We start from the raw sequence: 26,601 nt of genomic DNA on the forward strand, positions 1-26,601 counted from the left end.
CTTTAACTACCTCAACAAGTTTTGTAAAATCCCATTCTTTTGACAGCATTTCTTCTACATTTTTTATTAATTTAGTAGTGAAATTTATTAAATGTTGTTGTATAATATCATGTTGTATAATATTATTCAAAAGAGACACCCCCTTATTGATTTGTGTTTTTTCCACTTTTTATTTTACCACAGGGGTTGTCTCTTTTAAATTTTTTGTCCTTTTTCGTCCTACAATAATTTTACACTATGTTAAAATTTAAATTGGACATGCAATGCATGCCCTAAATAATTTTTATAATTCTTTCTGCTGCTGATTTTAAAATATCTGTTTGAAAGGTCAATGAAATCCTACAAAATCCCTCTCCCATATCTCCAAAGGCATTACCAGGAGTAATCATAACTTGTGCCTTTTTTAAAATTATTTCACAAAATTCCTCTGAAGAATAACCATCAGGAACTTTAAACCATACATAAAATGTCCCTTTACTATCATAGATATCAAAATTCCCTTGTTTTAATATGCTATTAACAATTTTTCGCCTTTCCCCATAAACACTATTCATATAACTTATAAAATAATCACCATAATCAAAGGCTTTTGACGCAGCTAATTGAATAGGCAAAAACTGACCAGAATCAATATTTGATTTTATAATTGATAGTCTTTTTATTATCTCCTTATTACCTACAATATATCCAATTCTCCAACCAGGCATATTATAACTCTTTGATAAACTTCCAATTTCAACAGCTATTTTTTTAGCCCCTTCAACTTGTAATATGCTTTTTTTATATCTTTCATCCGTTACTAAATTTACATAAGCTGCGTCATTCACTATTGCTATATCATTTTTAATTCCAAAATTAATTAATTCAGAAAAAAACTCTAAATTCCCACAAGCTCCTGTAGGATTATTAGGATAATTAACTATTAATATTTTAGCTTTTCTTACTACCTCATTATGGATCCCATATAAATTAGGCATATAGTCCCTTTCTCGTTGTAAATATATCTTATAAGGAATGCATCCTGCAATTAATGATGAATAAAAATAAACAGGATAACCCGGATCAGGGATTATACAGTAATCTCCTGGGTCTGTTAGTGCCATTATTAAATGTGCTATCCCTTCCTTTGCTCCAATTAGTATTCCAACTTCATTTTCATAGTCTAAATCAACATCAAAATGTCTTTTATAAAAGTTTGCAATTGATTTTTTTAGCTCATTAGTTCCACTATAGGGCGGATATTTATAAAAATCTTTTCTATTAAGGGCATGAATTAATTCATCCACTATAAACTGAGGTGTTTTTATATCCGGATCCCCTATGCTTAAATCGATTATTTTAATATCATTTTTTTCAAATTCCTTTTTATATTCTTCTAATCTTGCAAAAACATAATGTGGAATTGCTGATATCCTATTTGATAATTTCAAAAAAAATCCCTCCAGAAATTTACTAATATTATAATATTCCGGAGGTTTTCAGAGGTTACTCAAAAAAATTCCCTTCACATATAAATTCAGCAGGACCTTCCATATAAACATCATCATTATACTCTATAAATAAGCTTCCAGCTTCAAGTTCTACCTCAACTAAATTGTTTGTTAAGCCATTTAAGTATGCTGCAACCACTGAAGCACAGGATCCTGTCCCACAAGCAAGTGTAAGTCCAGCTCCCCTTTCCCAAGTTTTTACCTTAATTTTTTTATTGCTTATCACTTTTACAAAATTAACATTTGTCTTATAAGGATAAAAATCCAATTTTTCAATTTGAGGTCCAAAAATTAAAATATCTTCATCTTTAATATCTTCAGTATATATTATCGTATGGGGAACTCCCATCAATAAAGTTGAAGCGATGAATTTTTTTTCATTTAAATTTATTTCATAATTTAAATTATCTACCTTTAAATTGAAAATACTTTCGATATTATTAATTTGAGGTTTTCCCATATTAATTTTAACAAAATTAACTAAAGAATTATTAATTTTTAGTTCCGCAACCATAATTCCTGCTAAAGTTTCAATAATCATTTTTTCTTTTTTTAGTATCTCTTTTTCAAACACATATTTTGCAAAACATCTTATTCCATTTCCACACATTTCAGCTTGACTACCATCGCTGTTAAATATGAGCATTTTTATATCTGCAATCTTTGACTTTTCTACTACTAAAAGGCCATCAGCACCAATACCAAAATGCCTATCGCATATTTTTCTTGCCAAATTTGAATAGTCAATATTTCTTCCGTCTAAATTATTTATTACAATAAAATCATTACCTAATCCATGCATTTTTGCAAAATACATATTAAAACCTCCTTTTACATTTATAAGTTAAATGCTATAATCAATTATGACTTTAAGAAAGGGGGAACATTCATGCCATTTGACGGCGCTTTCACTCGAGCCATAGTAAAGGAAATATCTAATTTAAAAGGTGCAAGAGTTGATAAAATTCATCAACCCACTAAAGATGATTTAATAATAAATCTTAAAAAGGATAAAATCAATTATAAATTACTTCTATCTTCTAATCCATCCTATCCGAGAATTCAAATAACTAATATTAACAAAGAAAATCCCCAGACTGCACCCAATTTTGTAATGGTATTAAGGAAATATTTACAAAACTCTCGCTTGGAGGATATAAAACAGATAAATTTTGACAGAATTGTTGAAATTAAATTTGAAGGTAAGGATGAACTAGGCTATTCTTCATATTATTATATTATTATAGAGATTATGGGAAAACATAGCAATATAATACTTCTCGATGAAAAATATAAAATTATCGATGCTATTAAACACCTTGGTAGTGATATGAATAGATATAGACTTGTTCTCCCGGGAGTGGATTATGTTTTTCCACCAAATCAAGGGAGAATAAATCCACTTGAAATAGATGCACAAACTTTCGAAAATTTAATAGTAAAAAATCCTTCTAAAAAATTAATTAATTTTTTTTCTGAAACATTTTTAGGCCTTAGCAAACAATTAAGTGCTGAAATATGCAAAAGTTTTGAGGATAAAAATATAAAAGATTTATCCGATAATGATAAGCTTATTATTAAAAATAATTTCTTCTACTTTTTAGCAAAGATAAAAAGCAATGATTTTCTATATATTTTATATTCTCAAGACAATAGACTAATAGACTATTACATTTTTGACCTTGAAAATTATAAAAATTATCAAAAAGAAATACTAAATTCTCCCTCAGAATTACTGGATAAATTTTATAATCAAAAGGATATCCAAGATACCCTTAAGCATAAATATAGCGATCTCATAAAATTAATAAAAACTTTATTAGAAAAAAACATAAAAAAAATCGAAGCTTACAATAACAAAATATCCGAATGCCAAGGATATGAAAATTTTAAAATTTATGCAGATATATTGATGGCAAATCAATATAGCATTAAGTCTAATCAAAAAGAAATTAGTTTACCAAATTTTTATGATAAAGATTTAACCCTTATTAACATACCTCTAAATGAAAACCTTAATGCAGTTGAAAATGCTCAAGAATACTATAAAAAATATGCCAAATACAAAGCAACAACCGAAATATTAGAAAAGCAATTAAAAGAAGCCCTTCAAGAAAAAGAATACTTAGAAGGCATCTTATATAGTATAGAAAACGCTAACGATATTGATACATTAGAAGAAATTAAACATGAACTAATGTCTTCTGGTTATTTAAAGCAAAGGAAAAATACAAAAAAACAAATTAAATCAGCCCCACATCATTATATTTCAAGCGACGGCTTTGATATTTATGTAGGTAAAAACAATATCCAAAATGATTATTTAACTTTAAAATTTGCAAATAAAGATGACATTTGGTTACATACAAAAAATATCCCAGGATCCCACGTAATAATTAAATCAAGATCGGGCTTTGTGAGCGAACAGGCTTTATTAGAAGCTGCCTACCTTGCAGCATATTATAGCAAAGGTAAAAATTCAACCAATGTTCCCGTCGACTGGACTTCTATAAAAAATGTAAAAAAACCCTCCGGCGCAAAGCCTGGAATGGTAATATATTATACCAATAGAACTATCTATGTTACTCCAGATGAACTAAAAATAAAAAATTTAAAAAAGATTGAATAATTAAAATGGGGCTACATGCTGTAGCCCTTTATTTATTTTTTGCAATTTCAATATTTACCTTTTTACCCTTAATTGTATTATTCTTCATGATATCTAAGACTTCATTAGCATAATCTGTTGGGACTTCTACAAATGAAAATTTATCAAAAATATCTATTCTTCCAATCAAATCACCTGGTAACTTAACCTTATCAGCTATTGCCCCAACTATATCTCTTGGGCTTATTTTATGATTCTTTCCTACGTTAACAAACAACCTTACCATGCCTGGTTCTGCTCCAGTGCCTTCAAAGGCATCCTCAATTTCATCATACCTTTTATCTTCACTCATTACTATTTTAAGTAGAGCAGCAGCAACATCAAGGGATGTATATTCATCATCTATTATTCTTTCAATAATGTCGCTATATTTTTCCAGATTACCTTCGTTGATGGATTCTTTAATCCTATCAATAATTTTACTTGTTCTACTTTCCTCAACATCGTGTAAGGTAGGAATTTTTTGAAGCTTTATTTTTGTTTTAGTATATCTTTGAATATCCCTAAGTTTATATATATCCTTTCCAGAAACAAATGTAAAGGCCTTTCCTTCCCTTCCTGCTCTTCCTGTTCTACCTATTCTGTGGACATAATATTCTTCATCCTGAGGAACGTCGTAATTAAAAACTATCTCTACATCTTCAACATCAATTCCTCTTGCAGCTACATCAGTTGCCACAAGAACATCAATAGTTCCTGAACGGAATTTAGCCATAACCCTATCCCTTTGATTTTGTTTCATGTCTCCATGTAGAGCATCCGCAAGATATCCCCTTGCCTGTAGGCTTGATACAACTTCATCTACTTTTTTCTTTGTATTACAAAATACTAAAGCTAATTTAGGATTATATATATCTAAAAGCCTTGATAAAATCTCAATCTTATGTGCTTCTTTAACCTCAAAATAAATCTGTTCAATGGTAGGAACCGTTAATTCCTTATGAACAACTTTAATATGTTCTGGATTTTTAAGATATTTTTTTGTTAACTTTAGTATAGGATCTGGCATCGTAGCAGAAAATAACAAAGTCTGTTTATCCTTTGGTGTTTTATCTAGAATAAATTCTATGTCCTCAATAAATCCCATATTGAGCATTTCGTCCGCTTCATCTAATATAAAGAGTTTGATATCTTCAAGCTTCAATGTTCCCCTTTCGATATGGTCTATACATCTTCCTGGAGTTCCTATTATTATGTTTACCCCTTTTTTCAAGGACTGTATTTGCCTTTCAATCGATTGTCCACCATATATTGGTAAAATACCTATGGCTTTTTTATATTTTGATAACTTTTTTAATTCCTCTGAAACTTGAATAGCTAATTCTCTTGTTGGACACAGTATCAAAGCTTGAATAGTTTTCTTAGATGGATCAATCTTTTCAAGCGTTGGGATCCCAAAGGCAGCTGTTTTTCCTGTCCCAGTTTGTGCCTGACCAATAATATCCTTACCTTGAAGTATTATTGGAATGGTTTTTGCTTGAATAGGCGTTGCTTCTTCATATCCTAATTCTTCAATTGCCTTTAATATTTCCTTGGATAAATTTAGTTCTTCAAATTTAATTTTTTCCATATTATCACCTCATTAATTATTATGCTAAAAAATTATGCCGGATAAACCGGCATCTATCTTATAAAGTTAAATTATTTTTCTAAAATAATCACTTTATCTTCACCATCGGTTTCATATAGCTTGACTTCAACAACTTCATTTAATGATGTTGGAACATTCTTGCCAACATAATCAGGTCTTATAGGTAGTTCCCTATGTCCCCTATCTATTAAAACTGCAAGCTGAATTGCTTTAGGTCTTCCTAAATCTATTACAGCATCCAGTGCAGCTCTTACCGTTCTGCCAGTAAAAATAACATCATCTACTAGGACAACTCTTTTCCCATTAATGTCAAATTCTAATTTGTTTGTCTTTACCATAGGCTCTATATATTTTTCTGTCAAGTCATCCCTATAAAATGATATATCTATTTCTCCAACTAAAACCTTTTGCCCCTCAAAGGACTCAATGAATTTTGCAATTCTTTTAGCTAGAGGAACCCCCCTCGTCTTAATGCCTAAAAGAACCACATCTTCAACACCTTTATTTTTTTCAATTATCTCATGGGATATTCTCTTTAATGCCCTAATTATACTATTTTCATCTAAGAGCATAGCCTTTTCCTTCATCTTCATACCTCCTCATGACATCCTTCGCAATTTTTCAATCAAATTCTGGAAATAATCAGGCAACGGTGATGAAAACTCCATATACTCACCGGTTCTTGGATGAATGAAGCCCAATACCATCGCATGTAAAGCCTGTCCTTTTAAATTAAATTTTTGTTTTTTAAACCCATAAACCGGATCACCTACCAATGGATACCCAATATATGCCATATGAACCCTAATTTGATGGGTTCTTCCCGTCTCTAGTCGTGCCTCGACTAATGTGTTTTCCTTATATCTTTCTAAAACCTTAAAGTGAGTTACTGCCCTTTTGCCATTTTCAATAACTGCCATCTTTTTTCTATGTATAGGATGCCTTCCTATTGGTTTATCAATTGTTCCTTGATCTTGTTTTATAACCCCTTCGGTTAAAGCAATATATACTCTTTTTACCGTGTGCTCCTTTATCTGCTCAGCTAGATGTTGATGAGCATAATCGTTTTTAGCTACAACTAGCACCCCAGAGGTATCTTTATCAATTCTATGAACTATTCCAGGCCTTATCACACCATTAATGCTTGATAAAGTCTTACACTTTTTTAAAAGAGCATTCACTAAAGTTCCTGTGTAGTTACCTGCCGCAGGATGAACGACCATTCCTTGAGGCTTGTTAACAACAACAATGTCATCATCTTCGTATAATATATCAATGTCAATATCCTCTGCTTGTATTTGTAACATTACAGGTTTCGGAACTTCAACAGTAATCTCATCACCATTTTTTATTTTATAATTGCTCTTAATTTCCTTTGCATTCACCTTAATTTTATTATCTTCAATTAACTTTTGTATTCTTGACCTTGACATATCTTCAATTTTTTCACTTAAAAAAACATCAATTCGTTTTCCCACATCGTTACTTTCCACCAAAAATGTTCTTATTTCAGCCATAGCATCACTCCATCATTTTTTTAAAAATAAAATCGAAAAAGCTAAAATTATAGCACCAATGACTACTAAAATATCGGCGATATTAAACACAGGCCAATCAAATATATCTTTTATGTAAAAATGGATAAAGTCAACTACATAACCTCTAAATATGCGGTCTATCAAATTGCCAATAGCACCAGATATTATAAAAATAAGGCTCATTCTTTCCCACTTATTCAGATTTGTGGTCCTAACTAAATAATAGATCATTCCTATAATAGCAATCGTAGTTATTCCTACAAGAAAAAATTTTTTATTTTTTAAGATTCCAAAGGCTGCCCCTCTATTTTCAACATATATAAGTTCTAAAAAGCCATCAATTAACGTGACGGACTTTCCGTAAGATAATTGAATTTTTGCTATGTATTTTGTTATATGGTCTATAATTACAAGAAGTAAAATATACAAGATCTGCATAACATCCCCCATTTCTTATTTAGCTATTAACATAATAAAATAAGACTTGCAATAATGCAAGCCCTTTAGGGTAACTGATTTTTATATTGTTGATTGCTAATATTATCAGTTTCCTCTACTGTTCCGCTTATATACTCATCTTCATAATTTCGTTTCATTTTGGGAATTTTATTAAATTCGTCAACATCCTGCCATGCATCTTCACCGTCATACTCAACCGATTCAGATATATCATTAAAGGTCCTTCCAAAGGGATAATTAAGAACCTCTTCCTCTGCTGGTCTATCATACCTAAAGGTATTATGATTAATCATTTCCTTTTCACAGTTAGAACACCTTAGGGCATAGGGTAACAAATTTAGCCTTTCCTCCTCAATCTCTCTTCCACAGACTTCACATTTTCCATATGTTCCTTTTTCTATATTTTCAAGGGCTCTATCTATTTGATATAACATATCCTTTTCATTGCTTAAAAGGGCATATCCCCTTTCTTTATCAAACATTTCTGTCCCCATATCCGCAGGATGATTGTCGTTTACAGAAAGCTCACCAACCTCCTCCCGCTGTGGACTTGCAAGACCATTTTCATACATAGAATCTATGGTTTGTAAAATTCTTTGTCTTTCTTTTTTTAATTTTTCTTTATATTGTTTTAATTTGTTTGAATCCATAAAACCACTCCTTATGCTCCTGGCAATCTATATTTTACAAGGCGTATTATTTCAGAAATAATACCGCTTATTAAGGGTAAATTAAGCATAACAAGCCGCTGTAAAACATAAATTATAAAAGCGCTTAATATTGTAAATCCTATTCCTATGCCTACTCCCCTTGCTATCCCTGAAATAAAGTTTAATAAAATCAAACGAGTTGGATTTTGCATTAAATCTACATAATCACCTATTTTCGCTCTTTCAAGTTGTAGCGATAAATTCTTAATTAATTCTAAATCCTTTTTTTCCTTCATAAAAGGCCCTCCAAAATTATTTTGCCTTAAAAACTTATTAAATATGTATTTATAGTAATTTTATATTGATTAGATTTCATAAAAAATATAAAATTAAATTAAAATATGTCTGGACCTTTATGGCCGGAACATGGAGGTGTTTTTATGTTAACTAATCCAAATCAAGTCAAACCTTTTCCATTAAAAACTTTAACTCGTATTTCTATTTTAGGTGCAATTTCTATTTTTATGAGTTTTACTCCATTTGGTTACATCCAATTAGGAGCCATCAGGGTAACATTTATGCACATTCCAGTTATAATTGCATCTATTTTTGAAGGTTATTTTGGTGGAATAATTGTAGGGTTAATCTTTGGCCTCTCAAGTTTAATCAGTAATCTTTCTGGTCCTTTAGCCCCTGTTTTTATAAATCCAATGGTTTCTATATTTCCAAGAATTATGATAGGTATAGTCTCTGCTTTAGCTTACAAGAAAACAAAAAATGCATCTTTAACAGCAATTTTAGGAACTTTAACAAATACCGTTTTAGTTTTATCAATGATTTACTTATTTGCTGCCCAATCCTTTGCCAACATAAGAAAAATTGCAATAGATACTTTAGGAAAATTCCTATTATTAGTAGGTCTTAAAAATGGAACTCTAGAAATTATAGTAGCAGTAATAATCGTTACTGCCGTAGTAAAGGCTCTTAAATCTTCTTTTAAAGAGTGAAAAATGGGGTTGATATCATTCAACCCCATATAAAGTTTTATACTATCTTAATTTTTCCGTTTATTCCCTCCATAACTTCTACAAAATCTGGGAAAGAGGTTTTAACATTGTCACAGTCATAAACTCTAACATTATCCAAAACAAAACCAACTAATGAAAAAGCCATAGCTATTCTATGATCTTTAAAGGAATAAAAATTATAACTGTCTTTCAAAATATATGTATTGCCTAAAATCTTTAATCCATCATCTCTGATTTCGTATTCTATTCCCATTTCCTTTAAATTATAAGCTATGCTTTCTATTCTATTGCTTTCTTTGTATTTCAATTCCTGTGCATCTTTTATTATAGTTTTACCTTCAGCAAAAGCTGCTAGAATTGATATCAAAGGAATTTCATCTATAAGCCTTGGAATTATCTCCCCCTCAATAGTAATTCCCTTTAATTTACTTCTATAAACCTTTATACTGCCTACCAACTCATTGTTAACTTCTCTTAAATTCAATATTTCAAATTGACCTCCCATATTCTTAAATGCTTCTAGAAAACCTATCCGTGTTGGATTTAAAAGCACATCCTCAATTGTAACCTCCGAATTTTCAGTCAATGCAGCAGCTGCTATAATAAAGGCAGCTGATGAAAAATCAGATGGGACAAATAAATCCCTTGCTTGTAATTGTTGCCCTCCCTTTAATCTTATTTCATCCTTCTTAATTTCTAATTCTGCCCCTAAATATTTTAACATCCTTTCAGTATGGTCCCGTGATCTAACCTTTTCCTTTATTTTTGTTTCCCTATCTGCATTAAGTCCAGCCAAAATAATAGCAGATTTAACTTGAGCAGAAGGAACTTCTAAGCTGTATTCTATTCCCTTTAGTTTCCCTCCCTTTATTAATAAAGGTGCCCTATCGTTATTTAATATTGACTTAATATCAGCTCCCATCATGTTAAGGGGATCGATAATCCTTTTCATTGGTCTTCTGCAAAGGGATTCATCCCCATAAACAGCAAAATATCCATCTATGGATGACAATATGCCAGATATAAGCCTTATAGATGTCCCAGAATTTCCAAGATATATACTCTTAACTGGTGGTTTTAAACTTTGTAGTCCTCTGGCTTTAAAATGAACTTCATCATTAACTATTTTTATATCTGCACCAAGCATTCTCATTGCATTTAAAGAATTTATCGTATCCTCAGCAAACAAAAAATTTTTAACCACTGCATCGCCATGACACAGTGGTAAAATTAATGCAGCCCTATGGGATATCGACTTATCCCCTTTTAATCTAACTCTTCCCTTTAGATTATTACATTTACTTGTAATAAAATTCATTTAATCACCTCGTATTTACACAGTGATATGTGGCAATTACTTTGTTATATGTATCCTTAAATTCCTCAAAATTTAATGACTGGAAACCATCCGATAAAGCGTTATCCGGATCAGGATGAACTTCTATTAATAATCCGTCAGCTCCAGCTGCAATTGCTGCAAGACTTAATGGCTTTACCAATTCTCTTCTTCCAGTTCCATGGCTTGGATCTACTATTATTGCCAAATTAGTCCTTTGCTTAACCACAGGAACACAATTTAAATCAAGAGTATTTCTGGTGTAGTTTTCAAATGTTCTTATACCTCTTTCACACAGAATTATATCAGTATTTCCTTCCAAAGCTATGTATTCCGCTGCATTTAACCATTCATCAATTGTTGCCGAAATACCCCTTTTAAGAAGAATAGGTTTTTTTATCCTCCCTAATTCCTTTAACAAGGGATAATTATACATATTCCTTGAACCAACTTGTATTATATCAATCGAATCTATCATTTCTTCAAGATCTCTAATGTCAAGTATCTCTGAAACTATTTTAACACCATATTTTTTCTTCATATCTTCTAGTATTTCTAGTCCTTCTATTCCCAAACCTTGAAAACTATAGGGAGATGTTCTTGGTTTAAATGCGCCACCCCTAATGTATTCAATTCCTAACTCCTTTAAAAATTTAACTGTTTTATCCATAATATCATAATTTTCAACACTGCAGGGTCCAGCAATTATTAAAGGCTGATTTATATTAACCTTAGGACCTTGCTTTATTTTTTTGACCATAGTATCACCTACAGCTTTTTTAACATATTTGTTAAAATTGAAATAGAATTCTCTATTGCTATATTAATATACTTTTCATAATCTGCAACATGGTTTTCATCTGCAAAATCTGAAATAGACCTTATTACTACAAAGGGAATATTATTTATATAGCTGGCATGGGCAATAGCTGCCCCTTCCATTTCAACAGCTAACGCATCAAAGGTTTCCTTGAGCCATATAAGCTTTTTAGAATCTGCAATTACTTGATCTCCTGTTGCAATCCTTCCTATATGAACATTAAAATGCTCTATGTCCTTGGTTGCTTCAAATGCCAAGCTTATCAATTTTTCATCTGCTTTAAAAATATAATCATCCATTCTTGGTATTTGTCCTGGCTTATAATCAATGCATGTTCCATCAACATCATGTTGAACTAAATCCTTTGATATCACAACATCACCTGGATTTAATTTTTCGTTAACTCTGCCTGCTACTCCAGTATTTATCACTATATCCACATTAAAATCGTCTATAAGTATTTGTGTGCAAATGGCAGCATTGACTTTTCCTATGCCGCTTCTTACCACTACAACATCTTTATTAAGTAAAATTCCTTTGTAAAACTCCATATTAGCCTTTTTTTCTATTCTATCTACCTTCATCATTTTCTTTAGCTTTAATATTTCTTCTTCCATTGCTCCAATTATTCCGATCATCTATTTAACCTCCCAAACAATATTTTATAGCATTTTTTACAAAGTTTTCTTTTAAATCCCCTGTAATTATAGCATGGCCAATATTATATGGTAAAGCAAATTTTATATTTTCATTTATTTTTTTCTTATCTTTTTTTATGTATTCCATTAATTTTTCGATATCATCGACTTTTATTTTTACGGGTAATCCGATATTCTTTATCAACTCGATGATCCTTTGATAATCTGAAAAATTAATATATCCAAGCTGATAAGATAAATAAGATTCAACCACCATGCCAATGGATACTGCCTCTCCATGTAAAATTTCAAATTTAAAGTAGCTTTCAATTGCATGACCTATTGTATGTCCAAAATTAAGAACCTGTCTTCTATCATTATCATACACATCTTCTTCTACGATTTTAGCTTTAATTTTAGAGCATTTATGAACTATATGCATAAGTTTATCAGATTCCCTTTCAAGCAATCCCCTTTTATTTTGCATCAGGTAGTCCCAAAGGCCCTCATCGCAAACTATAGAATATTTGATAACTTCAGCAATTCCATTTAAAAATTGCCTTTTATCCAACGTTTTTAAAAAACTTACATCAGTAAAGACAAATTCCGGTTGATAAAAAGTTCCTATAATGTTTTTAATTCCGTTATAATCAAATCCTGTTTTTCCACCTATACTGCTATCACATTGTGCCATAAGAGTTGTAGGTATATGAACTACCCTAATCCCTCTCATAAAGGTTGAGGCTACAAAAGCTGCTAAATCGCCAACCACTCCTCCACCCATGGCTACTATTGCCGTCTTTTTATTAGCGTTACATTTAATTAGCGAATTGTATATCTCAAGAACTGTGTTTATGTTTTTGCTTCCTTCCCCTGGTTTAATTGATTTTAATCCAATTATATATGGAATTTGATTAAAATAATTTTTATATAGATTATAAACTGTATCATCGGTTACAATAAATAATGAATGACATTTATATTTCTCCAGCAATCCTTTAAACAAGTTAAAATCATGGGATATGTAAATATTATAAGGTTTTGAAACATTTACTTTAACTTCCTTCATAACTAACCCCTCTAATACACTTCTTTAAAAATATTATAACAATTAAACATTTTAATGAAAAGAAATATATAATATTAAAAAAGGAAGGTGTTTTAAAATGGTTTTAGGACGTTTTTTTACAGTTATTGTTGCAGTTTCCTTGTTTTCTGCTATCCTTACATTTGTTTTGTTTAAATATTCGAAGGTTAAATTTTTAAAATACATAATAGGAATTTTATTTCTTATAGGCGGTCTCATAAACATATATCTTGGCAAAAAAGCGACAGTAGGATTTGAAGACCTAGCAAGATTTATCCTAGCAACTATGTTTTTTATCGCAGCCCTTACAAATATATTATTTTCACTTTTCCTTGACATAAAATATAGTAAAAAGTAAAAAAACCCCTTAAGGTCGTCCTTAAGGGGTTTTTATTATAGACTCTTAACTACCTCTAAACATCTTGCACATAAAGTCGGATGTTCTTTTGACCTTCCAACTGTTTCACTATATACCCAGCATCTTTCGCATTTTTCTCCGTCAGCTTGAGAAACAAGGACAGCCAATTCTTTGATTTCCTCTCCTTTATAAGCATTTTCAGGTGCTTTATTAATTCCTTCAATCAACTCCACTTTAGAAACTATAAATACTGTTTCTAGATAGTTTCTAATTTCATTTAAGAAATTATAGGTTTCACCTTCAGCAAATATTTGAACTTTAGCATTTAATGAATGTCCAATTATTTTATTAACTCTTGCCATCTCTAATGCCTTTAAAACTTCTCCTCTTATTCTTTGAACATTATCCCATCTATTTTCTAATTCTTTATCAACATACTTTTCAACGACTTCCGGCCAATCTGCAAGATGAACGCTTTCAAAATTATTATTTTTTGATTTCGGCATATACTTCCATATTTCATCTGCTGTAAAGGATAAGACAGGAGCAATCATTTTTACTAAAGCATCTAATATCGTCCAAAGAACAGTTTGTGCAGCCCTTCTTTCCTTAGAATCAGGTCTTTCCGTATATAGCCTATCTTTAATTATGTCTAAGTAGAAATTGCTCATGTCAACGACGCAGAAATTATGGATATCGTGGTATAAAATATGGAACTCATAGTTTTCATAAGCATCTGTAACATCTTTTATTAAGTGTTGTAATTTCAAAAGAGCCCATTTATCAAGCTCATTCATTTCTTCATAATCAACCATATCGGTATCTGGATTAAAATCATACAGATTTCCAAGGAGGAATCTTGCAGTGTTTCTTATCTTTCTATATACTTCAGAAAGCTGCTTTAAAATATCCTTTGACATTCTAACATCGCTTTTATAATCTGCTGAAGAAACCCAAAGCCTTAAAACATCAGCGCCATATTCCTTTATAACATCAAGTGGATCAATTCCATTTCCTAAGGATTTTGACATCTTTCTGCCTTCACCATCAACAACCATACCATGAGTTATAACCATCTTATATGGTGCCTTTTCTCTTGTTGCAACCGATGTTAAAAGTGAAGATTGGAACCACCCTCTATATTGGTCGTTACCTTCTATATAAAGGTCAGCTGGCCAGCTTAGCTCATCCCTTGTCTCTAATACCCCTACATGGCTTGAACCTGAGTCAAACCAAACATCCATAATATCAGTTTCTTTTCTAAATTTATCCGAGCCACATCCGCACTTCGTTCCTTCTGGTAGAAGATCCTTTGCTTCTAATTCAAACCAAGCATTTGACCCTTTTTGTCTGAAAATCTCTGCTACATGGTAAATAATATTTTTATCAACCAATTCCTTACCGCACTCTTCACAATAGAAGATTGGAATTGGAACTCCCCATGTTCTTTGCCTTGAAATACACCAATCGCCACGTTCAGCAACCATGCTTTCAATTCTATCTTCTCCCCACTCTGGAATCCATTTTACTTCCTTTATGGCTTCTATTGCTGACTTTCTAAAGCCTTCTATTGAAGCAAACCACTGTTCTGTTGCTCTAAAAATAATTGGGTTTTTACATCTCCAGCAATGTGGATAGGAGTGGGTAATCTTTTCCTCTGCAAGAAGCATATTGCTTTCTCTTAAATCCTGTAGAATAGCCTTGTTCCCTTCCTTATATGTTAATCCAGCATATTTGCCTGCAAGCTCAGTAAATCTTCCTTTACCATCAACAGGATTTAATACTTCTAATCCATATTTTTGACCTATATAAAAGTCCTCTTCCCCATGTCCTGGTGCTGTATGAACACATCCTGTTCCTGATTCTAATGTAACGTGTTCGCCAACTATTATTAATGATTCTCTATCAAAGAAGGGATGATGGCATACCTGTCCTTCAAGTTCATATCCTTTAAAGGTTGCTAAAATTTCTTCTCCTTCAAGTTTTGCAGCTTTTTTAACATTTTCAAGAAGTTCCTTAGCAACTATATACACCTCTTCATTGAACTTAGCAAGCACATAATCAAAGTCAGGTCCTAGACATATAGCAAGGTTAGCAGGTAACGTCCAAGTTGTTGTCGTCCATATTACATAATAAATATTATTAAGGTTAACGCCAAGATCCTTAAATAAACCTTTATCATCCAATAATCTAAATTTAACATAAATTGAATTTGAAGTTTCATCATCATATTCTATTTCTGCTTCTGCAAGGGCAGTTTCACAGGATGGGCACCAATACACAGGTTTTAGCCCTTTATAAATATATCCCTTTTGAGCCATATCTCCAAAAATCTCTATCTGCTTAGCCTCAAATTCCGGTGATAACGTAAGATAAGGATTTTCCCAGTCTCCTATAACTCCTAAACGTTTAAACTGTTCCTTTTGTCTTTCCACCTGCTCAAGGGCGTAATCCCTACACATATTTCTAAACTCAATAGTTGACACATCATGGACCTTTATACCTAATTTCTTTAATGCCTGAAGTTCAATTGGAAGACCATGAGTATCCCATCCCGGAACATAAGGTGCATAAAAGCCTCTCATAGTCTTATATTTGTTTATCATATCTTTTAATATTTTGTTTAGAGTATGTCCTAGATGGATATCGCCATTAGCATAAGGTGGTCCATCATGAAGAATAAATGGAGTTTTCCCTTTATTCTTTTCAAGAGCTTTTTTATAAATATCAATATCTTCCCATTCCTTTAAAATATTAGGTTCCTTTTGTGGTAAATTGGCCCTCATAGCAAACTCTGTTTGTGGCAAATTGAGCGTTTTGCTATAATCCATGCTAAATCCTCCTCCTGTATATTTTTTCCAAAATAAAAAGCAGACCTCACCATGGGGCGAAGTCTGCTCGCGGTACCACCCAAATTTATATCTTAATTATAATAACGGCTATGCCGGCACAGCTTACTAAAATTCAGCCTGCTACTCAAGGGTGATTTTCAATAGCTGGTAGTTTATGGGCTTTCACCTTCCCCCACTCTCTGTAAAACCCCATGCTATCTACTCGTCCCTTTCATCGTATCATAATATTAAATTTATTCATAAATATACTACAATATGTAATTGATGTCAATATAATTAATCATTCAAACTTTTCAATGGTTTCAAGTTGTGCCTGTAATAGCCCTTTAAATCTTGATCTAAACATATTAAATTCTTGTCTAAGCATTTCATACTCTTTATTAATTTCGAGGACCCTTTGTTGTGCCTCTGAAATAATTTGATTAGCTCTATTTTGAGCATCCTTAATAAGCTCTTCAGACTTTTCCTTAGCATTGTTTAAAATCATTTCAGCTTCTTTTTTTGAGTTTTCCTTTGCCTGTTCTGCAGCAGATTGAGCTAATACAAGCGTATTTTGTAATGTTGATTCTATATTTGCATAATGTTCGATTTTTTCATTCAATGTGCTTATTTTCTCCTTTAAATTCAAGTTTTCCTTGTAAATTTTTTCATACTCCTCAACTATTTGGTCAAGAAACTCATCTACTTCATCTGCATCATACCCTCTAAAAACCTTCTTAAATTCTTTATTAGCAATATCATTAGGTGTTATTGTCATATCAAACCCTCCTAAATAATTTTCTTTGCGTTAAACACAAATCTACCGTTGCGCGTTGTTCCAAGGCATTCGCCAAGTTGAAATCTCCCATAACCTTTTATAGATAACACAGAATTAGGGTCAACTTTTTTATCTACTTCTTTTATCAGTTTAAAGTTTAATTTAACCTTCTCATTGCGTATGAGCTCTGATGCTTTATTCCTTGAAACTCCAATTAATTCCGCAACAATAGCATCAAGTCTCAGTGAAGCAATATTTATATTAAATTCTTTAAATTTTACTTGTTTTTCACGAGCTTCTTGTAATGATATTTTCTTTATTTTTACACTTGTATGTTTTATTTGTGTTAAATTCAATAAAATATAATCGCTTAATTCTTTTAATACGTAAACCTCAGCTCCATCTTCATAAACGTTAATATCGCCTATTTTTTCCCTTTTTATGCCTAAAGATAAAATAGCACCTAAATAATCCCTATGCTCTAACTGTTCAAATTTAAAATTGCCTTCTATTTTAAGAACATCGATAGGATACTCTATATCATCATTCAAACCAAGCTTAGCTATTGTTCTTTCTAGCTTACCTTCATCAAAAAAACAAACTTCTACACCTTCATCAGAACAGAGCTCCTTTAACGCAGCCTGCTCCTCTGGGTTTAAAAAATCTGTAAAAACTGTTTGCCATTTTTTAGATTGATCTATCTTGTTTAAAAAAGAAAGATATGTATTTTTATCAATAATAAAGCCTTTTATGTTAATCTGATTCATGCCATCACCCTGCCATTAGTCAAAGTTAATAAATGTTCCCTTATCGAAATGCTCCTTAAGTTCATTTGTTATTTCTACTGCCTCAGGGGCAACAAGGTAAACAGATTTTGCTATTTCTTCTATGTCCCCTCCTAAAGCATAAGAACCACCAACAATTATATCTAACATTCTTTGTGCAAGATCACGGTCTAAATTAACCATATTTAAAACAACTATCTTCTTCTCCTTTATAGCTTCTATGATGTCTATAGTATCTTCTAATTCTTGGGGCCTTTTTAATAACACTTTAGGGAACATAGTCTTAAAACTATTTATACTAACTACTTTGTTTATTCCTTCAATCTCTTTATCTTCTTCCTCTTTTATTTCCTCTTCCTCTTCTTCTCCTAAGCCTAATACCCCCATAACCTTATTAAAGGGCTTTAAAATCTTATTTGGCATAATATCCCTCCTTACATTCTCCTACCAAAAATACCGGTTCCTACTCGAACAATATTAGCTCCTTCTTCAATAGCAATATCAAAATCATCCGTCATGCCCATGGATAAGAACTTTATATTACTGTTAGGTAAATCAAATTGCTTTAATGTTTCAAATAAAAATCGCATTCTTTTAAAATAATCCCTTGTTTTATTTTTATCCTCAGTTACAGGTGGTATTGTCATTATTCCACTTAAAATTATATTTTCAAACTCCGAAACTTTTTTGACAAATTCATCAAGTTCTTCTTCATAAATACCAGACTTACTAGGTTCTTTTCCTATATTAATTTCAATTAAAACTGGCATCTTTTTCCCTATTTTTTTAGCTCTTTTATCTATTTCTTGAGCAAGTTCTATACTGTCTAAAGACTGGATAAGATCTACTTTATCTATTATATATTTTACTTTATTTCGTTGTAGATGACCTATAAAATGCCATTTAACATCAGGAACCATTTCATACTTTTGAAGTAATTCCTGTGCTTTACTTTCTCCAAAAATAGACAATCCATATTTTTTAGCTTCCAAAATTTTTTCTACAGGATGCATTTTGCTTACAGCTACTAATGTGATATCATCTCTTTTCTTACCAATTTTGCATGCTGCTTCATCTATTTTTTTTAATACTGCTTCAATATTTTCTGCGATTGCCATAAAATCACCCCTTATTACTGGTGAATATTGTCCAATGATATAATTCTACATATAAATAAAAAATCCTTCATTTTTCATTTATATTTAATTTTAATATTAATTTTTTGAAAACTCAAGCATTTTACAATAAAGTATATAGGAAAACGGAGGAGATTGTAGAAGAATTGAGGAAAGCAGAACCTATTGTATTTAAAAGCTCATAGAAGCTATTAAATATTTTTTATACAATTTAACAAGATTTGTATTATACAACAGCTAATGTTATTATATAAGTAGATAAATAAACATATATGATTGGGAGGTTTTATAATGTTTCTTATAAATGTGGAGACCTTTTTAAAAAAGGTTTACCACAAAGAGGATGAATCTTTTACCTAGAGCCGAACCAAGAACCAATAAAAAAGTAAAGGAGTTGATATAATGGAAATCGGCAATATAACAAAGGTAAAAGAGGACGTAATAATAAAAACTACAAATAAAAAGGAAAAAAAGAATCCTACAAAAAATCAAGGATGTATAAAAATGAACGATTATTTTGCATTTTAAATAAGTCCCCAAATGGGGACTTTAAATTTATATCTCTAGTTTTAAACTATTATTGGGACATTCTTTTATACATTCAAGGCACTTAGAACATTTAAAATCCAAAAAAGGTTCTTTTTTATTGTCTCTATATAAGCTATAATCGTTATTTAATGAAGCAATATAACAAACATTATCGCATTTTCCACATTTATTGCAACTATTTATATCTCGTTTTATCTTAAATAAACTATATCTATTTAAAATTCCATTAATCCAAGCAATAGGACATCCTCCCTTATAATACATATACAATTGTTTACTTTTATCATCTTTTTTACTAAATAAAATTTCCATAAAAAAACCTATTGGGCAAATCCACCTGCAAAAGGCTTTTCCCATAAATATTCCAGTTATAATACCTGCAAGAACAATCCACTTAAGGCTAATATTAAAAACAAATAAAGAAACATATATTGTTAAACCAATTATCCCTTGAATAATAATCCTATTTTTGATTATATTTTTGATTATATTTTTCATTATACCCCTCCTTTATACCACCTATGGGTATTATACCAATTCAGCCAAAAAAATAAAAGCCCTTTTTTAGGGCTTTTATAATATAATGCAAATTAAACCTCCATTACCTTCATTAATTATTTTTTGTAGTGTTCTTTGAAGCTTTTCTTGAACATCTTCAGGCATCTTGTATAGTTTATTTTGTAATCCTTCTTTTACAAGTTCTTCTAAGGTTTTTCCAAACATGTTAGCCTGCCAAATCTTTTGAGGATTATTTTCAAATTCTTCTAGTAATGATCTTAATAGTTCTTCGCTTTGCTTTTCAGTCCCAACAATTGGAGAAACTTCAGTTTCAACATCTACTTTTATTATGTGTAATGAAGGTGCACTTGCGCGCAATTTAACTCCAAACTTATTGCCTTGTCTTACAATTTCTGGTTCCTCAAGTTTCAGTTCATCTATTTGTGGTGGCACCATACCATATCCAGTTTCCTTTACTTCCTTTAATGCCGATTCAATTCTGTCGTATTCTCTCTTTGCTATTGTAAGGTCCTTCATCAAATTAAGTAGATCAAATTCACCAGAGATATTAAACCCTGATATCTCACCAAGAATTCTATAGAAAAGTCCGTCCTTAACCTTCATAGTAATACTTGCACTGCCTTCACCAAGGTTCATTTCATCTAAATTAACGTCTCCAACAAATTCGTATTCCTTATATGAATTTATGATAGGTTTAATATCTCTTATCTTCGAGAGATCTTTTATGGAATTTTTTACAGCAAGAATAAAATTCTTCTTTAACCAATGATCATTATCTAAATGCTCTACCCAATCAGGAAGTTTGATTCCAATTTCTTTTATTGGGAATTCATGTAGAACCTTTTCAAATATATTATTTACATCTTCAATCCTCAAATTAGCAGCATCAGCAATATATACAGGAACTTTATACTTTTCCTCAAGACTTTTCCTTAAGTTTATTGTTTCTGGATTATACGGATGTGTAGTATTTAATACAATTATAAATGGTTTATTAAGGCCTTGCAATTCCCTAATTACCCTTTCCTCTGCCTCAATATAATTTTCTCTTGGTATTTCTGTTATACTGCCATCGGTTGTAACAACTACTCCTATGGTGGAGTGTTCATTTATGACTTTCCTTGTTCCAATCTCAGCAGCTTCTGTAAAGGGTATTTCTTCTTCAAACCATGGAGTTTTAACCATCCTTATCTGATCATTTTCTAAGTGCCCTGTAGCTCCATGGACCATATAACCTACACAGTCTATCATCTTTACCCTCATCTTGGCATTATCATTTAATTCAATTTCAACTGCTTCATCGCTTGGAACAAATTTGGGTTCAACTGTAGTAATTATTTTACCTGAACCACTTTGTGGTAGTGCATCTTTAGCCCTTTCCTTTTTATGCATGTTACTTATGTTCGGTAAAACAAGCAGCTCCATAAACCTTCTAATAAAAGTGGATTTACCTGTTCTTACAGGCCCTACTACCCCAACATAGATATCGCCTTGTGTTCTTTCAGCAATATCTTTATATATATTGAATTCCTCCACAGTTCAACCTCCTAATACATTTTATCTAATTCATATATATTTAGCATCATTATTTTTTAGAACTAATTGTGGAGGAATTATTAAAAAATAATATATCCTAAAACCCCACCTAAAATAGTTAAAATTATTGGATCAACCTTGTATTTTAGAGATACAACGAAGGATAAAAGAAATACAATAAAAGTTTTAATATCAAAGACGGATTCATTAAATACCAATATGGCAGCTGCCAATATCAGTCCTATTACTGTAGGCCTTAAATTTGAAAAAATAGCTTCAAAAAATTTTGCATTATTGAGTTTTAATACTAATTTAGTTAGAATTATCATAATAATAACCGACGGCATTGAAACTCCTAATGTGCTAGATATAGCTCCAAAAATTCCTGCTAACTTGTAGCCAACATAGGTTGCACAATTAATTGCTATAGGTCCTGGAGTAACTTGAGAAATAGCAACAATATCAATAAATTCTTTATGGGATAGCCAATTATTTTGATTTACTACATTTAATTGTATCAAAGGTAGCATTGCATAGCCCCCACCAAAGCTAAACATCCCTATTTTAAAAAACGTAAGAAATAACTTTAAAATCATATTTTATTTCCCCTTGTTAAATATCTTAATGAACCAACAATAATTGATAATAAAATAATATAAATTGGTGTGATTTTAAAAATCCATATTGATATTGCAACTAATAAAACAAATATAATGCTTATTCTATTTATTTTAGCACTCTTTCCCAATCTGAATACTGATGCAAAAACCATCCCTGCTACCACAGGCCTTATTCCTAAAAAAATTTTTTCTATTGTAGGGCTATTTTTTATTTCAGTAAAAACAGCTGCAATTAAAACTATTATTATAAAAGAAGGAAGAACCGAACCTAAACAGCTAAAAATAACCCCCTTTATTCCCATTAATTTATAGCCTACAAATACAGCTGTATTTACAGCTATGGGTCCTGGTGAAGCTTGAGCAACAGCCACTAAATCAAGGAATTCTTCACGCCCTATCCATTCTCTTTTATCTACTACCTCCCTTTCAATAAGGGGGATCATAGCATATCCCCCTCCAAGGGTAAAGGCACCAATTTTAAAAAAAGTTATAAACAAATCTAATGCATTCATTATATCACCTTACAAAATATGAAGAATATTGTATTTCATCCTTTTTATCTCTTTGCATAAGCTCAGTAACAGCTTCTTTGGCATCTTTGCCATTAAAAAGAACGTTATAGAGCTTTTCTGTTATTGGCATTTCTATACCTATTTTCTTGGATAGTTCATATGTAGATTTAGTCGTATTTACCCCCTCAACAACCATCTTTATTTCGCTTAAAGCTTCCTCAACCTTTTTACCCTTACCTATCAAAATACCTGCCCTTCTATTCCTTGAATGCATACTTGTGCAGGTTACGATTAAATCACCTATACCGCTCAATCCTGCAAAAGTCATTGGATTAGCTCCAAGAGCTGTGCCAAGTCTTGCAATCTCAGCTATACCTCTTGTCATAAGCGCCGCCTTTGTATTATCCCCAAATCCTAAACCATCTGAAATGCCAGCAGCAAGTGCTATAATATTTTTAACTGCACCTCCTATTTCAACACCAACAACATCAGTATTGGTATACACTCTGAAATTAGGAGTCATAAAAATGTCTTGAACTTTTAATGCAGTATCTTCGTCCTTTGATGCAGCAACTATTGCTGTTGGGATATCCTTTGAAACTTCCTCGGCATGTGAAGGACCTGAAAGAACTGCAATCTTATTATTAGGGAAAAACTCCCCCAATATTTCTGACATTCTTTTAAATGTTTTATCTTCTATGCCCTTTGTCAGGCTTACAAAAATCTGATTTTCATTAACAAATTCTTTAATCTTTAAACAAAGCTCACGAACTGCATGGGATGGAACTGCAACTACTATAATATCAGAACTTTTAATCGTTTCTTCTAAATTAAACCTTACATCGACATTCTTTGGAATAATAACATCCGGTAAATACTTAGAGTTTTGTCTTTTATATTTTATTTCTTCTAATATTGAAGCGTTGCGATCCCAGATGTAAACGTCATTAGACTTTTTTGATAATAAAACTGCAATAGCTGTTCCCCAGCTTCCCCCACCTAATACTGCTATCTTCATTTTAATCCTCCTTTTTGGATTTATAAACAAGCCTTATCGGCGTCCCTTCAAATCCAAAATGTTGCCTAATTTGATTTTCAAGATATCTGTCGTAAGAAAAATGAACTATTTCTTCATCATTAACAAATATAGCAAATGTAGGTGGTTTCGTCGAAACTTGTGTAGCATAATAAATCTTTAGTGCTTTGCCTTTTTCAACTGGTGGTTGCCTTAACATAACTGCCTCACTTATCACTTCATTTAGAACACCGGTCTTAACCCTCATTGCATTTTGAACAGCAACATATTTTATAAGGTCTATTAATTTAGTTACTCTTTGACCAGTTTTGGCCGAAATATAAATAATCGGGGCATATGTCATAAAGGATAATGCTGTTCTGATTTTATTATTATATTCATTCATCGTTTTATCATCTTTTTCTATTAAATCCCATTTATTAACAACTATAACTATACCTTTCCCTGCTTCATGGGCTATGCCTGCAATTTTCTCATCCTGCTCCGTCACTCCTTCAGTAGCATCAATCATAATAAGGCAAACATCTGCTCTATCTATTGCAGCAAGTGAACGGATGACACTATATTTTTCTATCTCTTCTTTAATTCTGCTCTTTCTCCTTATACCCGCTGTATCAATAAACAAAAATTTCTCACCGTTAATTTCCACTAAACTATCTATTGCATCCCTTGTAGTTCCAGGAATATCACTAACTATAGCCCTTTCTTCTCCTGTTAATCTATTTAACAAAGAAGATTTACCAACATTTGGTTTCCCAACTATTGCAACCTTGATTAATGGTTCTTCTTCATCATCAGCTTCTTTATCTTTAAAATATTTAACGATTTCATCAAGCATATCCCCAAGACCTAAACTTAAAGCTGCAGAAATTGTAATTGGTTCTCCTAAACCTAATGAATAAAACTCAAACTTGTTATCCTCTAACTTTAAATTATCAATTTTATTTACAACAAGAACGACTGGCTTATTAACCCTTCTTAACATTTCTGCAACTTCAATATCTGTAGCAGTTAACCCTTCCTTGCCATCCACCATAAACAATATTACATCTGCAGTTTCAATTGCTATTTGAGCCTGTCTTTTCATTTGTTTAAGTATAATATCTTCACTTTCAGGTTCAATGCCGCCTGTATCTACGAGGGTAAACCTGTAATTTAACCATTCAACCTCAGCATAAATTCTATCCCTCGTTACTCCAGGAGTATCCTCAACTATAGATATTCTTTTTCCAACCAGCTTATTAAAAAGAGTAGATTTCCCTACATTTGGTCTTCCAACTATTGCAACAATTGGTTTCGCCATTATATCACCTCACCTTTAATTTTTTCTATCAAATCTTCTCCAGTATATTTTACTTTAATCACCTTTGCCTTTAATTCATTTTCCAATTCCAGTAAACTGACATCATCCAAAAATATATCTTCGTCAGCTTTTAACATATTGTTTGGAACAAAAATATATTTTTCTGTAATTGAATTTTTTAACTGATTAATTATATCCCTACCTGTCAATAAACCTGCTACAGTTATCTTTTCTCCAAAGAATTCATTATAAACTTTATAAACTTCAATATTTAAATTAAGTTTTTTAGAGATAATTTTCGATATATCATTTAAATAACTAAAAAACGACTCTCCAGTTATAAAAGCAATTTTTTTACCCTTTCCGTCAAAATCATTTGTTTTTAAATCCTCAAGAATGTTTCTTTCAAAAAATCTAATCATACCAATGCCATCCTCAAGTTGTTCAAAATCCCCGTAATGTTCATAATCAGGTAGCTCCACACCTGCCATAACATAAAATTCATCAGCAAGACGTGCAAATGGAGTTCCTAGTTCTTTCTTATACTTTTCTTGAAGAGGCTTTAAATATTCTATAAGTTCTAATGATTTTTGGGCATCATAACCTTCTATTTTATATAATTTATCTCTATATTTTGTAATTCCAACGGGAACTATTGCAACATTTTGAACATTAGGATAAAGTCCCTTTAAATCTTTAAGAGTCTTTACTAATTCTTCTTTATCATTAATTCCATAACATAAAACAATTTGGCAGTTAATAGTAATACCACCTTCAGCTAACTTTTTAAGCTGATTATTAATTTCAGCTGCCCTTTTATTATTAAGCATTTTTACCCTTAATTCAGGATTAGTAGTATGAACAGATACATTAATTGGACTTATTCTATATTTTATAATCCTATCTATTTCCTCATCCTTTAAATTTGTTAGTGTTATAAAATTTCCTTGAAGAAAGGATAACATGGAATCATCATCCTTAAAATACAGTGTCCCCCTTAAGTTAGGAGGTAATTGATCTATAAAGCAAAAAATGCATTTATTATGACATCTTTTAGGATGCTCGATAGCTGGATCTATAAGCTCTAATCCTAAATCTTCATCATAATCCTTTTCTATCTCAATCTCCCACTCTTCTCCATAATTTTTTCTAACTACCAAGTTTAAATATTCATCCGTAGTTAAATACTTATACTCTAGAATATCCCTTACCTTAACTCCATTTATTTCAAGCAAAACATCTCCAGCTTCTATTCCTACTTCCTGTGCAATAGAATTAAAAGCTACACTTTTTATAACAAGTCCATCTCTTTTCAAATTCGACACCTCAACTT

At 31.4% G+C, this 26,601-nt stretch carries 28 protein-coding genes and 1 other annotated feature; of the genes, 3 read left to right on the forward strand and 25 right to left on the reverse strand.

Features of this window, described 5'->3' with window-relative positions; translation table 11 throughout:
* Window positions 1-272 precede the first annotated feature (272 nt).
* A complete protein-coding gene (locus tag Q3V94_RS04630) occupies window positions 273-1,430 on the reverse strand; it encodes an aminotransferase class I/II-fold pyridoxal phosphate-dependent enzyme (RefSeq protein ID WP_303525576.1) in 1,158 nt (385 codons plus the stop codon).
* Between the two features lie 55 nt (window positions 1,431-1,485).
* Complete coding sequence (dapF, locus tag Q3V94_RS04635; RefSeq protein WP_303525577.1) at window positions 1,486-2,307, reverse strand: diaminopimelate epimerase; 822 nt, start codon at window positions 2,305-2,307, stop codon at window positions 1,486-1,488.
* Window positions 2,308-2,379: 72 nt separating this feature from the next.
* On the opposite strand from dapF, the gene Q3V94_RS04640 reads away from it, so the two are divergent.
* Window positions 2,380-4,119 (forward strand): NFACT family protein, encoded by a 1,740-nt coding sequence (locus Q3V94_RS04640; RefSeq protein ID WP_303525578.1) that lies wholly within the window; start codon window positions 2,380-2,382, stop codon window positions 4,117-4,119.
* A gap of 28 nt (window positions 4,120-4,147) precedes the next feature.
* Here the strand turns inward: Q3V94_RS04640 and Q3V94_RS04645 are convergent, their stop codons facing one another.
* The 6 genes from Q3V94_RS04645 to Q3V94_RS04670 form a co-directional block, all read right to left on the reverse strand.
* Window positions 4,148-5,728 (reverse strand): DEAD/DEAH box helicase, encoded by a 1,581-nt coding sequence (locus Q3V94_RS04645; protein WP_303525580.1) that lies wholly within the window; start codon window positions 5,726-5,728, stop codon window positions 4,148-4,150.
* Window positions 5,729-5,799: 71 nt separating this feature from the next.
* Window positions 5,800-6,336 carry a bifunctional pyr operon transcriptional regulator/uracil phosphoribosyltransferase PyrR gene (pyrR, locus tag Q3V94_RS04650; protein ID WP_008908670.1) on the reverse strand — a complete coding sequence of 179 codons (537 nt, stop codon included), beginning with the start codon at window positions 6,334-6,336 and terminating at the stop codon, window positions 5,800-5,802.
* Window positions 6,337-6,348: 12 nt separating this feature from the next.
* Window positions 6,349-7,266 (reverse strand): RluA family pseudouridine synthase, encoded by a 918-nt coding sequence (locus Q3V94_RS04655; protein ID WP_303525582.1) that lies wholly within the window; start codon window positions 7,264-7,266, stop codon window positions 6,349-6,351.
* Window positions 7,267-7,278: 12 nt separating this feature from the next.
* Window positions 7,279-7,725, reverse strand: a complete 447-nt coding sequence (lspA, locus tag Q3V94_RS04660) for a signal peptidase II (RefSeq protein ID WP_303525585.1) — start codon at window positions 7,723-7,725, stop codon at window positions 7,279-7,281.
* A 65-nt stretch (window positions 7,726-7,790) separates the two neighbouring features.
* Window positions 7,791-8,396, reverse strand: coding sequence for a TraR/DksA C4-type zinc finger protein (locus tag Q3V94_RS04665; RefSeq protein WP_303525588.1), 606 nt, complete (start codon window positions 8,394-8,396; stop codon window positions 7,791-7,793).
* Between the two features lie 11 nt (window positions 8,397-8,407).
* On the reverse strand, window positions 8,408-8,692 hold the full coding sequence (locus Q3V94_RS04670) for a DUF5665 domain-containing protein (RefSeq protein WP_008908666.1): 285 nt from the start codon (window positions 8,690-8,692) through the stop codon (window positions 8,408-8,410).
* Between the two features lie 144 nt (window positions 8,693-8,836).
* Between Q3V94_RS04670 and Q3V94_RS04675 the strand changes: the two genes are divergently transcribed.
* On the forward strand, window positions 8,837-9,403 hold the full coding sequence (locus Q3V94_RS04675) for an ECF transporter S component (protein ID WP_303525590.1): 567 nt from the start codon (window positions 8,837-8,839) through the stop codon (window positions 9,401-9,403).
* A 37-nt stretch (window positions 9,404-9,440) separates the two neighbouring features.
* Here the strand turns inward: Q3V94_RS04675 and aroA are convergent, their stop codons facing one another.
* The 10 genes from aroA to Q3V94_RS04725 all read right to left on the reverse strand — a co-directional run bounded on the left by aroA (window position 9,441) and on the right by Q3V94_RS04725 (window position 19,175).
* Entirely contained in the window at window positions 9,441-10,742 is a 1,302-nt protein-coding gene (gene aroA, locus Q3V94_RS04680) for a 3-phosphoshikimate 1-carboxyvinyltransferase (protein WP_303525592.1), read from the reverse strand.
* Window positions 10,743-10,746: 4 nt separating this feature from the next.
* Complete coding sequence (gene aroF, locus Q3V94_RS04685; protein WP_303525594.1) at window positions 10,747-11,520, reverse strand: 3-deoxy-7-phosphoheptulonate synthase; 774 nt, start codon at window positions 11,518-11,520, stop codon at window positions 10,747-10,749.
* Window positions 11,521-11,528: 8 nt separating this feature from the next.
* Window positions 11,529-12,218 carry a 5'-methylthioadenosine/adenosylhomocysteine nucleosidase gene (locus Q3V94_RS04690; protein WP_303525596.1) on the reverse strand — a complete coding sequence of 230 codons (690 nt, stop codon included), beginning with the start codon at window positions 12,216-12,218 and terminating at the stop codon, window positions 11,529-11,531.
* A gap of 4 nt (window positions 12,219-12,222) precedes the next feature.
* Window positions 12,223-13,287: a 3-dehydroquinate synthase gene (aroB, locus tag Q3V94_RS04695; RefSeq protein ID WP_008908661.1), complete on the reverse strand. Its 1,065-nt coding sequence runs from the start codon at window positions 13,285-13,287 to the stop codon at window positions 12,223-12,225.
* 51 nt (window positions 13,288-13,338) lie between these two features.
* Window positions 13,339-13,644 carry a hypothetical protein gene (locus tag Q3V94_RS04700; RefSeq protein WP_192811191.1) on the reverse strand — a complete coding sequence of 102 codons (306 nt, stop codon included), beginning with the start codon at window positions 13,642-13,644 and terminating at the stop codon, window positions 13,339-13,341.
* A 54-nt stretch (window positions 13,645-13,698) separates the two neighbouring features.
* Window positions 13,699-16,494: an isoleucine--tRNA ligase gene (gene ileS, locus Q3V94_RS04705; RefSeq protein WP_008908659.1), complete on the reverse strand. Its 2,796-nt coding sequence runs from the start codon at window positions 16,492-16,494 to the stop codon at window positions 13,699-13,701.
* Window positions 16,495-16,543: 49 nt separating this feature from the next.
* Window positions 16,544-16,739, reverse strand: a binding site (T-box leader).
* A gap of 56 nt (window positions 16,740-16,795) precedes the next feature.
* A complete protein-coding gene (locus Q3V94_RS04710; protein WP_008908658.1) occupies window positions 16,796-17,272 on the reverse strand; it encodes a DivIVA domain-containing protein in 477 nt (158 codons plus the stop codon).
* A gap of 11 nt (window positions 17,273-17,283) precedes the next feature.
* Window positions 17,284-18,039: an RNA-binding protein gene (locus Q3V94_RS04715; RefSeq protein WP_008908657.1), complete on the reverse strand. Its 756-nt coding sequence runs from the start codon at window positions 18,037-18,039 to the stop codon at window positions 17,284-17,286.
* Between the two features lie 15 nt (window positions 18,040-18,054).
* Window positions 18,055-18,480, reverse strand: a complete 426-nt coding sequence (locus tag Q3V94_RS04720) for a cell division protein SepF (RefSeq protein WP_274767777.1) — start codon at window positions 18,478-18,480, stop codon at window positions 18,055-18,057.
* A gap of 11 nt (window positions 18,481-18,491) precedes the next feature.
* Entirely contained in the window at window positions 18,492-19,175 is a 684-nt protein-coding gene (locus Q3V94_RS04725) for a YggS family pyridoxal phosphate-dependent enzyme (protein WP_303525607.1), read from the reverse strand.
* 420 nt (window positions 19,176-19,595) lie between these two features.
* Between Q3V94_RS04725 and Q3V94_RS04730 the strand changes: the two genes are divergently transcribed.
* Window positions 19,596-19,721 carry a hypothetical protein gene (locus Q3V94_RS04730; protein ID WP_008908654.1) on the forward strand — a complete coding sequence of 42 codons (126 nt, stop codon included), beginning with the start codon at window positions 19,596-19,598 and terminating at the stop codon, window positions 19,719-19,721.
* Between the two features lie 27 nt (window positions 19,722-19,748).
* On the opposite strand, the gene Q3V94_RS04735 is transcribed toward Q3V94_RS04730, so the two are convergent.
* From Q3V94_RS04735 to Q3V94_RS04765, 7 genes are all read right to left on the reverse strand, one after another.
* Complete coding sequence (locus Q3V94_RS04735; protein ID WP_303525611.1) at window positions 19,749-20,240, reverse strand: 4Fe-4S binding protein; 492 nt, start codon at window positions 20,238-20,240, stop codon at window positions 19,749-19,751.
* Window positions 20,241-20,315: 75 nt separating this feature from the next.
* Window positions 20,316-21,797 (reverse strand): stage IV sporulation protein A, encoded by a 1,482-nt coding sequence (gene spoIVA, locus Q3V94_RS04740; protein WP_303525614.1) that lies wholly within the window; start codon window positions 21,795-21,797, stop codon window positions 20,316-20,318.
* Between the two features lie 80 nt (window positions 21,798-21,877).
* Window positions 21,878-22,393 (reverse strand): chromate transporter, encoded by a 516-nt coding sequence (locus Q3V94_RS04745; protein ID WP_303525617.1) that lies wholly within the window; start codon window positions 22,391-22,393, stop codon window positions 21,878-21,880.
* The gene (locus tag Q3V94_RS04750; RefSeq protein WP_303525619.1) at window positions 22,390-22,929 is read right to left on the reverse strand and encodes a chromate transporter; all 540 of its coding nucleotides are present in this window, start codon (window positions 22,927-22,929) and stop codon (window positions 22,390-22,392) included. The genes Q3V94_RS04745 and Q3V94_RS04750 overlap by 4 nt, the downstream gene beginning before the upstream one ends.
* A gap of 4 nt (window positions 22,930-22,933) precedes the next feature.
* Complete coding sequence (locus Q3V94_RS04755) at window positions 22,934-23,947, reverse strand: NAD(P)H-dependent glycerol-3-phosphate dehydrogenase (RefSeq protein ID WP_303525620.1); 1,014 nt, start codon at window positions 23,945-23,947, stop codon at window positions 22,934-22,936.
* A 1-nt stretch (window position 23,948) separates the two neighbouring features.
* Window positions 23,949-25,268 carry a ribosome biogenesis GTPase Der gene (gene der, locus Q3V94_RS04760; protein WP_303525623.1) on the reverse strand — a complete coding sequence of 440 codons (1,320 nt, stop codon included), beginning with the start codon at window positions 25,266-25,268 and terminating at the stop codon, window positions 23,949-23,951.
* Entirely contained in the window at window positions 25,268-26,584 is a 1,317-nt protein-coding gene (locus Q3V94_RS04765; RefSeq protein WP_303525626.1) for a DUF512 domain-containing protein, read from the reverse strand. Before Q3V94_RS04765 ends, der begins: the two co-directional genes overlap by 1 nt.
* Window positions 26,585-26,601 lie beyond the last annotated feature (17 nt).

The organism is Caloramator sp. CAR-1 (assembly GCF_030546345.1).
GTDB lineage: Bacteria > Bacillota > Clostridia > Clostridiales > Caloramatoraceae > Caloramator > Caloramator australicus.

Coding starts and splice junctions, on each gene's coding strand:
- Q3V94_RS04735 (WP_303525611.1), bottom strand. CDS start 20,240: ATGAAAAATATAATCAAAAATATAATCAAAAATAGGATTATTATTCAA.
- Q3V94_RS04710 (WP_008908658.1), bottom strand. CDS start 17,272: ATGACAATAACACCTAATGATATTGCTAATAAAGAATTTAAGAAGGTT.
- Q3V94_RS04720 (WP_274767777.1), bottom strand. CDS start 18,480: ATGCCAAATAAGATTTTAAAGCCCTTTAATAAGGTTATGGGGGTATTA.
- Q3V94_RS04690 (WP_303525596.1), bottom strand. CDS start 12,218: ATGATCGGAATAATTGGAGCAATGGAAGAAGAAATATTAAAGCTAAAG.
- Q3V94_RS04640 (WP_303525578.1), top strand. CDS start 2,380: ATGCCATTTGACGGCGCTTTCACTCGAGCCATAGTAAAGGAAATATCT.
- Q3V94_RS04645 (WP_303525580.1), bottom strand. CDS start 5,728: ATGGAAAAAATTAAATTTGAAGAACTAAATTTATCCAAGGAAATATTA.
- Q3V94_RS04675 (WP_303525590.1), top strand. CDS start 8,837: ATGTTAACTAATCCAAATCAAGTCAAACCTTTTCCATTAAAAACTTTA.
- lspA (WP_303525585.1), bottom strand. CDS start 7,725: ATGCAGATCTTGTATATTTTACTTCTTGTAATTATAGACCATATAACA.
- Q3V94_RS04755 (WP_303525620.1), bottom strand. CDS start 23,947: ATGAAGATAGCAGTATTAGGTGGGGGAAGCTGGGGAACAGCTATTGCA.
- Q3V94_RS04670 (WP_008908666.1), bottom strand. CDS start 8,692: ATGAAGGAAAAAAAGGATTTAGAATTAATTAAGAATTTATCGCTACAA.
- Q3V94_RS04730 (WP_008908654.1), top strand. CDS start 19,596: ATGGAAATCGGCAATATAACAAAGGTAAAAGAGGACGTAATAATAAAA.
- der (WP_303525623.1), bottom strand. CDS start 25,268: ATGGCGAAACCAATTGTTGCAATAGTTGGAAGACCAAATGTAGGGAAA.
- Q3V94_RS04750 (WP_303525619.1), bottom strand. CDS start 22,929: ATGAATGCATTAGATTTGTTTATAACTTTTTTTAAAATTGGTGCCTTT.
- dapF (WP_303525577.1), bottom strand. CDS start 2,307: ATGTATTTTGCAAAAATGCATGGATTAGGTAATGATTTTATTGTAATA.
- pyrR (WP_008908670.1), bottom strand. CDS start 6,336: ATGAAGGAAAAGGCTATGCTCTTAGATGAAAATAGTATAATTAGGGCA.
- Q3V94_RS04715 (WP_008908657.1), bottom strand. CDS start 18,039: ATGAATCAGATTAACATAAAAGGCTTTATTATTGATAAAAATACATAT.
- Q3V94_RS04665 (WP_303525588.1), bottom strand. CDS start 8,396: ATGGATTCAAACAAATTAAAACAATATAAAGAAAAATTAAAAAAAGAA.
- Q3V94_RS04700 (WP_192811191.1), bottom strand. CDS start 13,644: ATGTCAAGGAAAAGTGAAAATAATATATTTGTAAGGGCTGCGATAAAA.
- aroF (WP_303525594.1), bottom strand. CDS start 11,520: ATGGTCAAAAAAATAAAGCAAGGTCCTAAGGTTAATATAAATCAGCCT.
- aroA (WP_303525592.1), bottom strand. CDS start 10,742: ATGAATTTTATTACAAGTAAATGTAATAATCTAAAGGGAAGAGTTAGA.
- Q3V94_RS04745 (WP_303525617.1), bottom strand. CDS start 22,393: ATGATTTTAAAGTTATTTCTTACGTTTTTTAAAATAGGGATGTTTAGC.
- Q3V94_RS04655 (WP_303525582.1), bottom strand. CDS start 7,266: ATGGCTGAAATAAGAACATTTTTGGTGGAAAGTAACGATGTGGGAAAA.
- aroB (WP_008908661.1), bottom strand. CDS start 13,287: ATGAAGGAAGTTAAAGTAAATGTTTCAAAACCTTATAATATTTACATA.
- ileS (WP_008908659.1), bottom strand. CDS start 16,494: ATGGATTATAGCAAAACGCTCAATTTGCCACAAACAGAGTTTGCTATG.
- Q3V94_RS04725 (WP_303525607.1), bottom strand. CDS start 19,175: ATGGCAATCGCAGAAAATATTGAAGCAGTATTAAAAAAAATAGATGAA.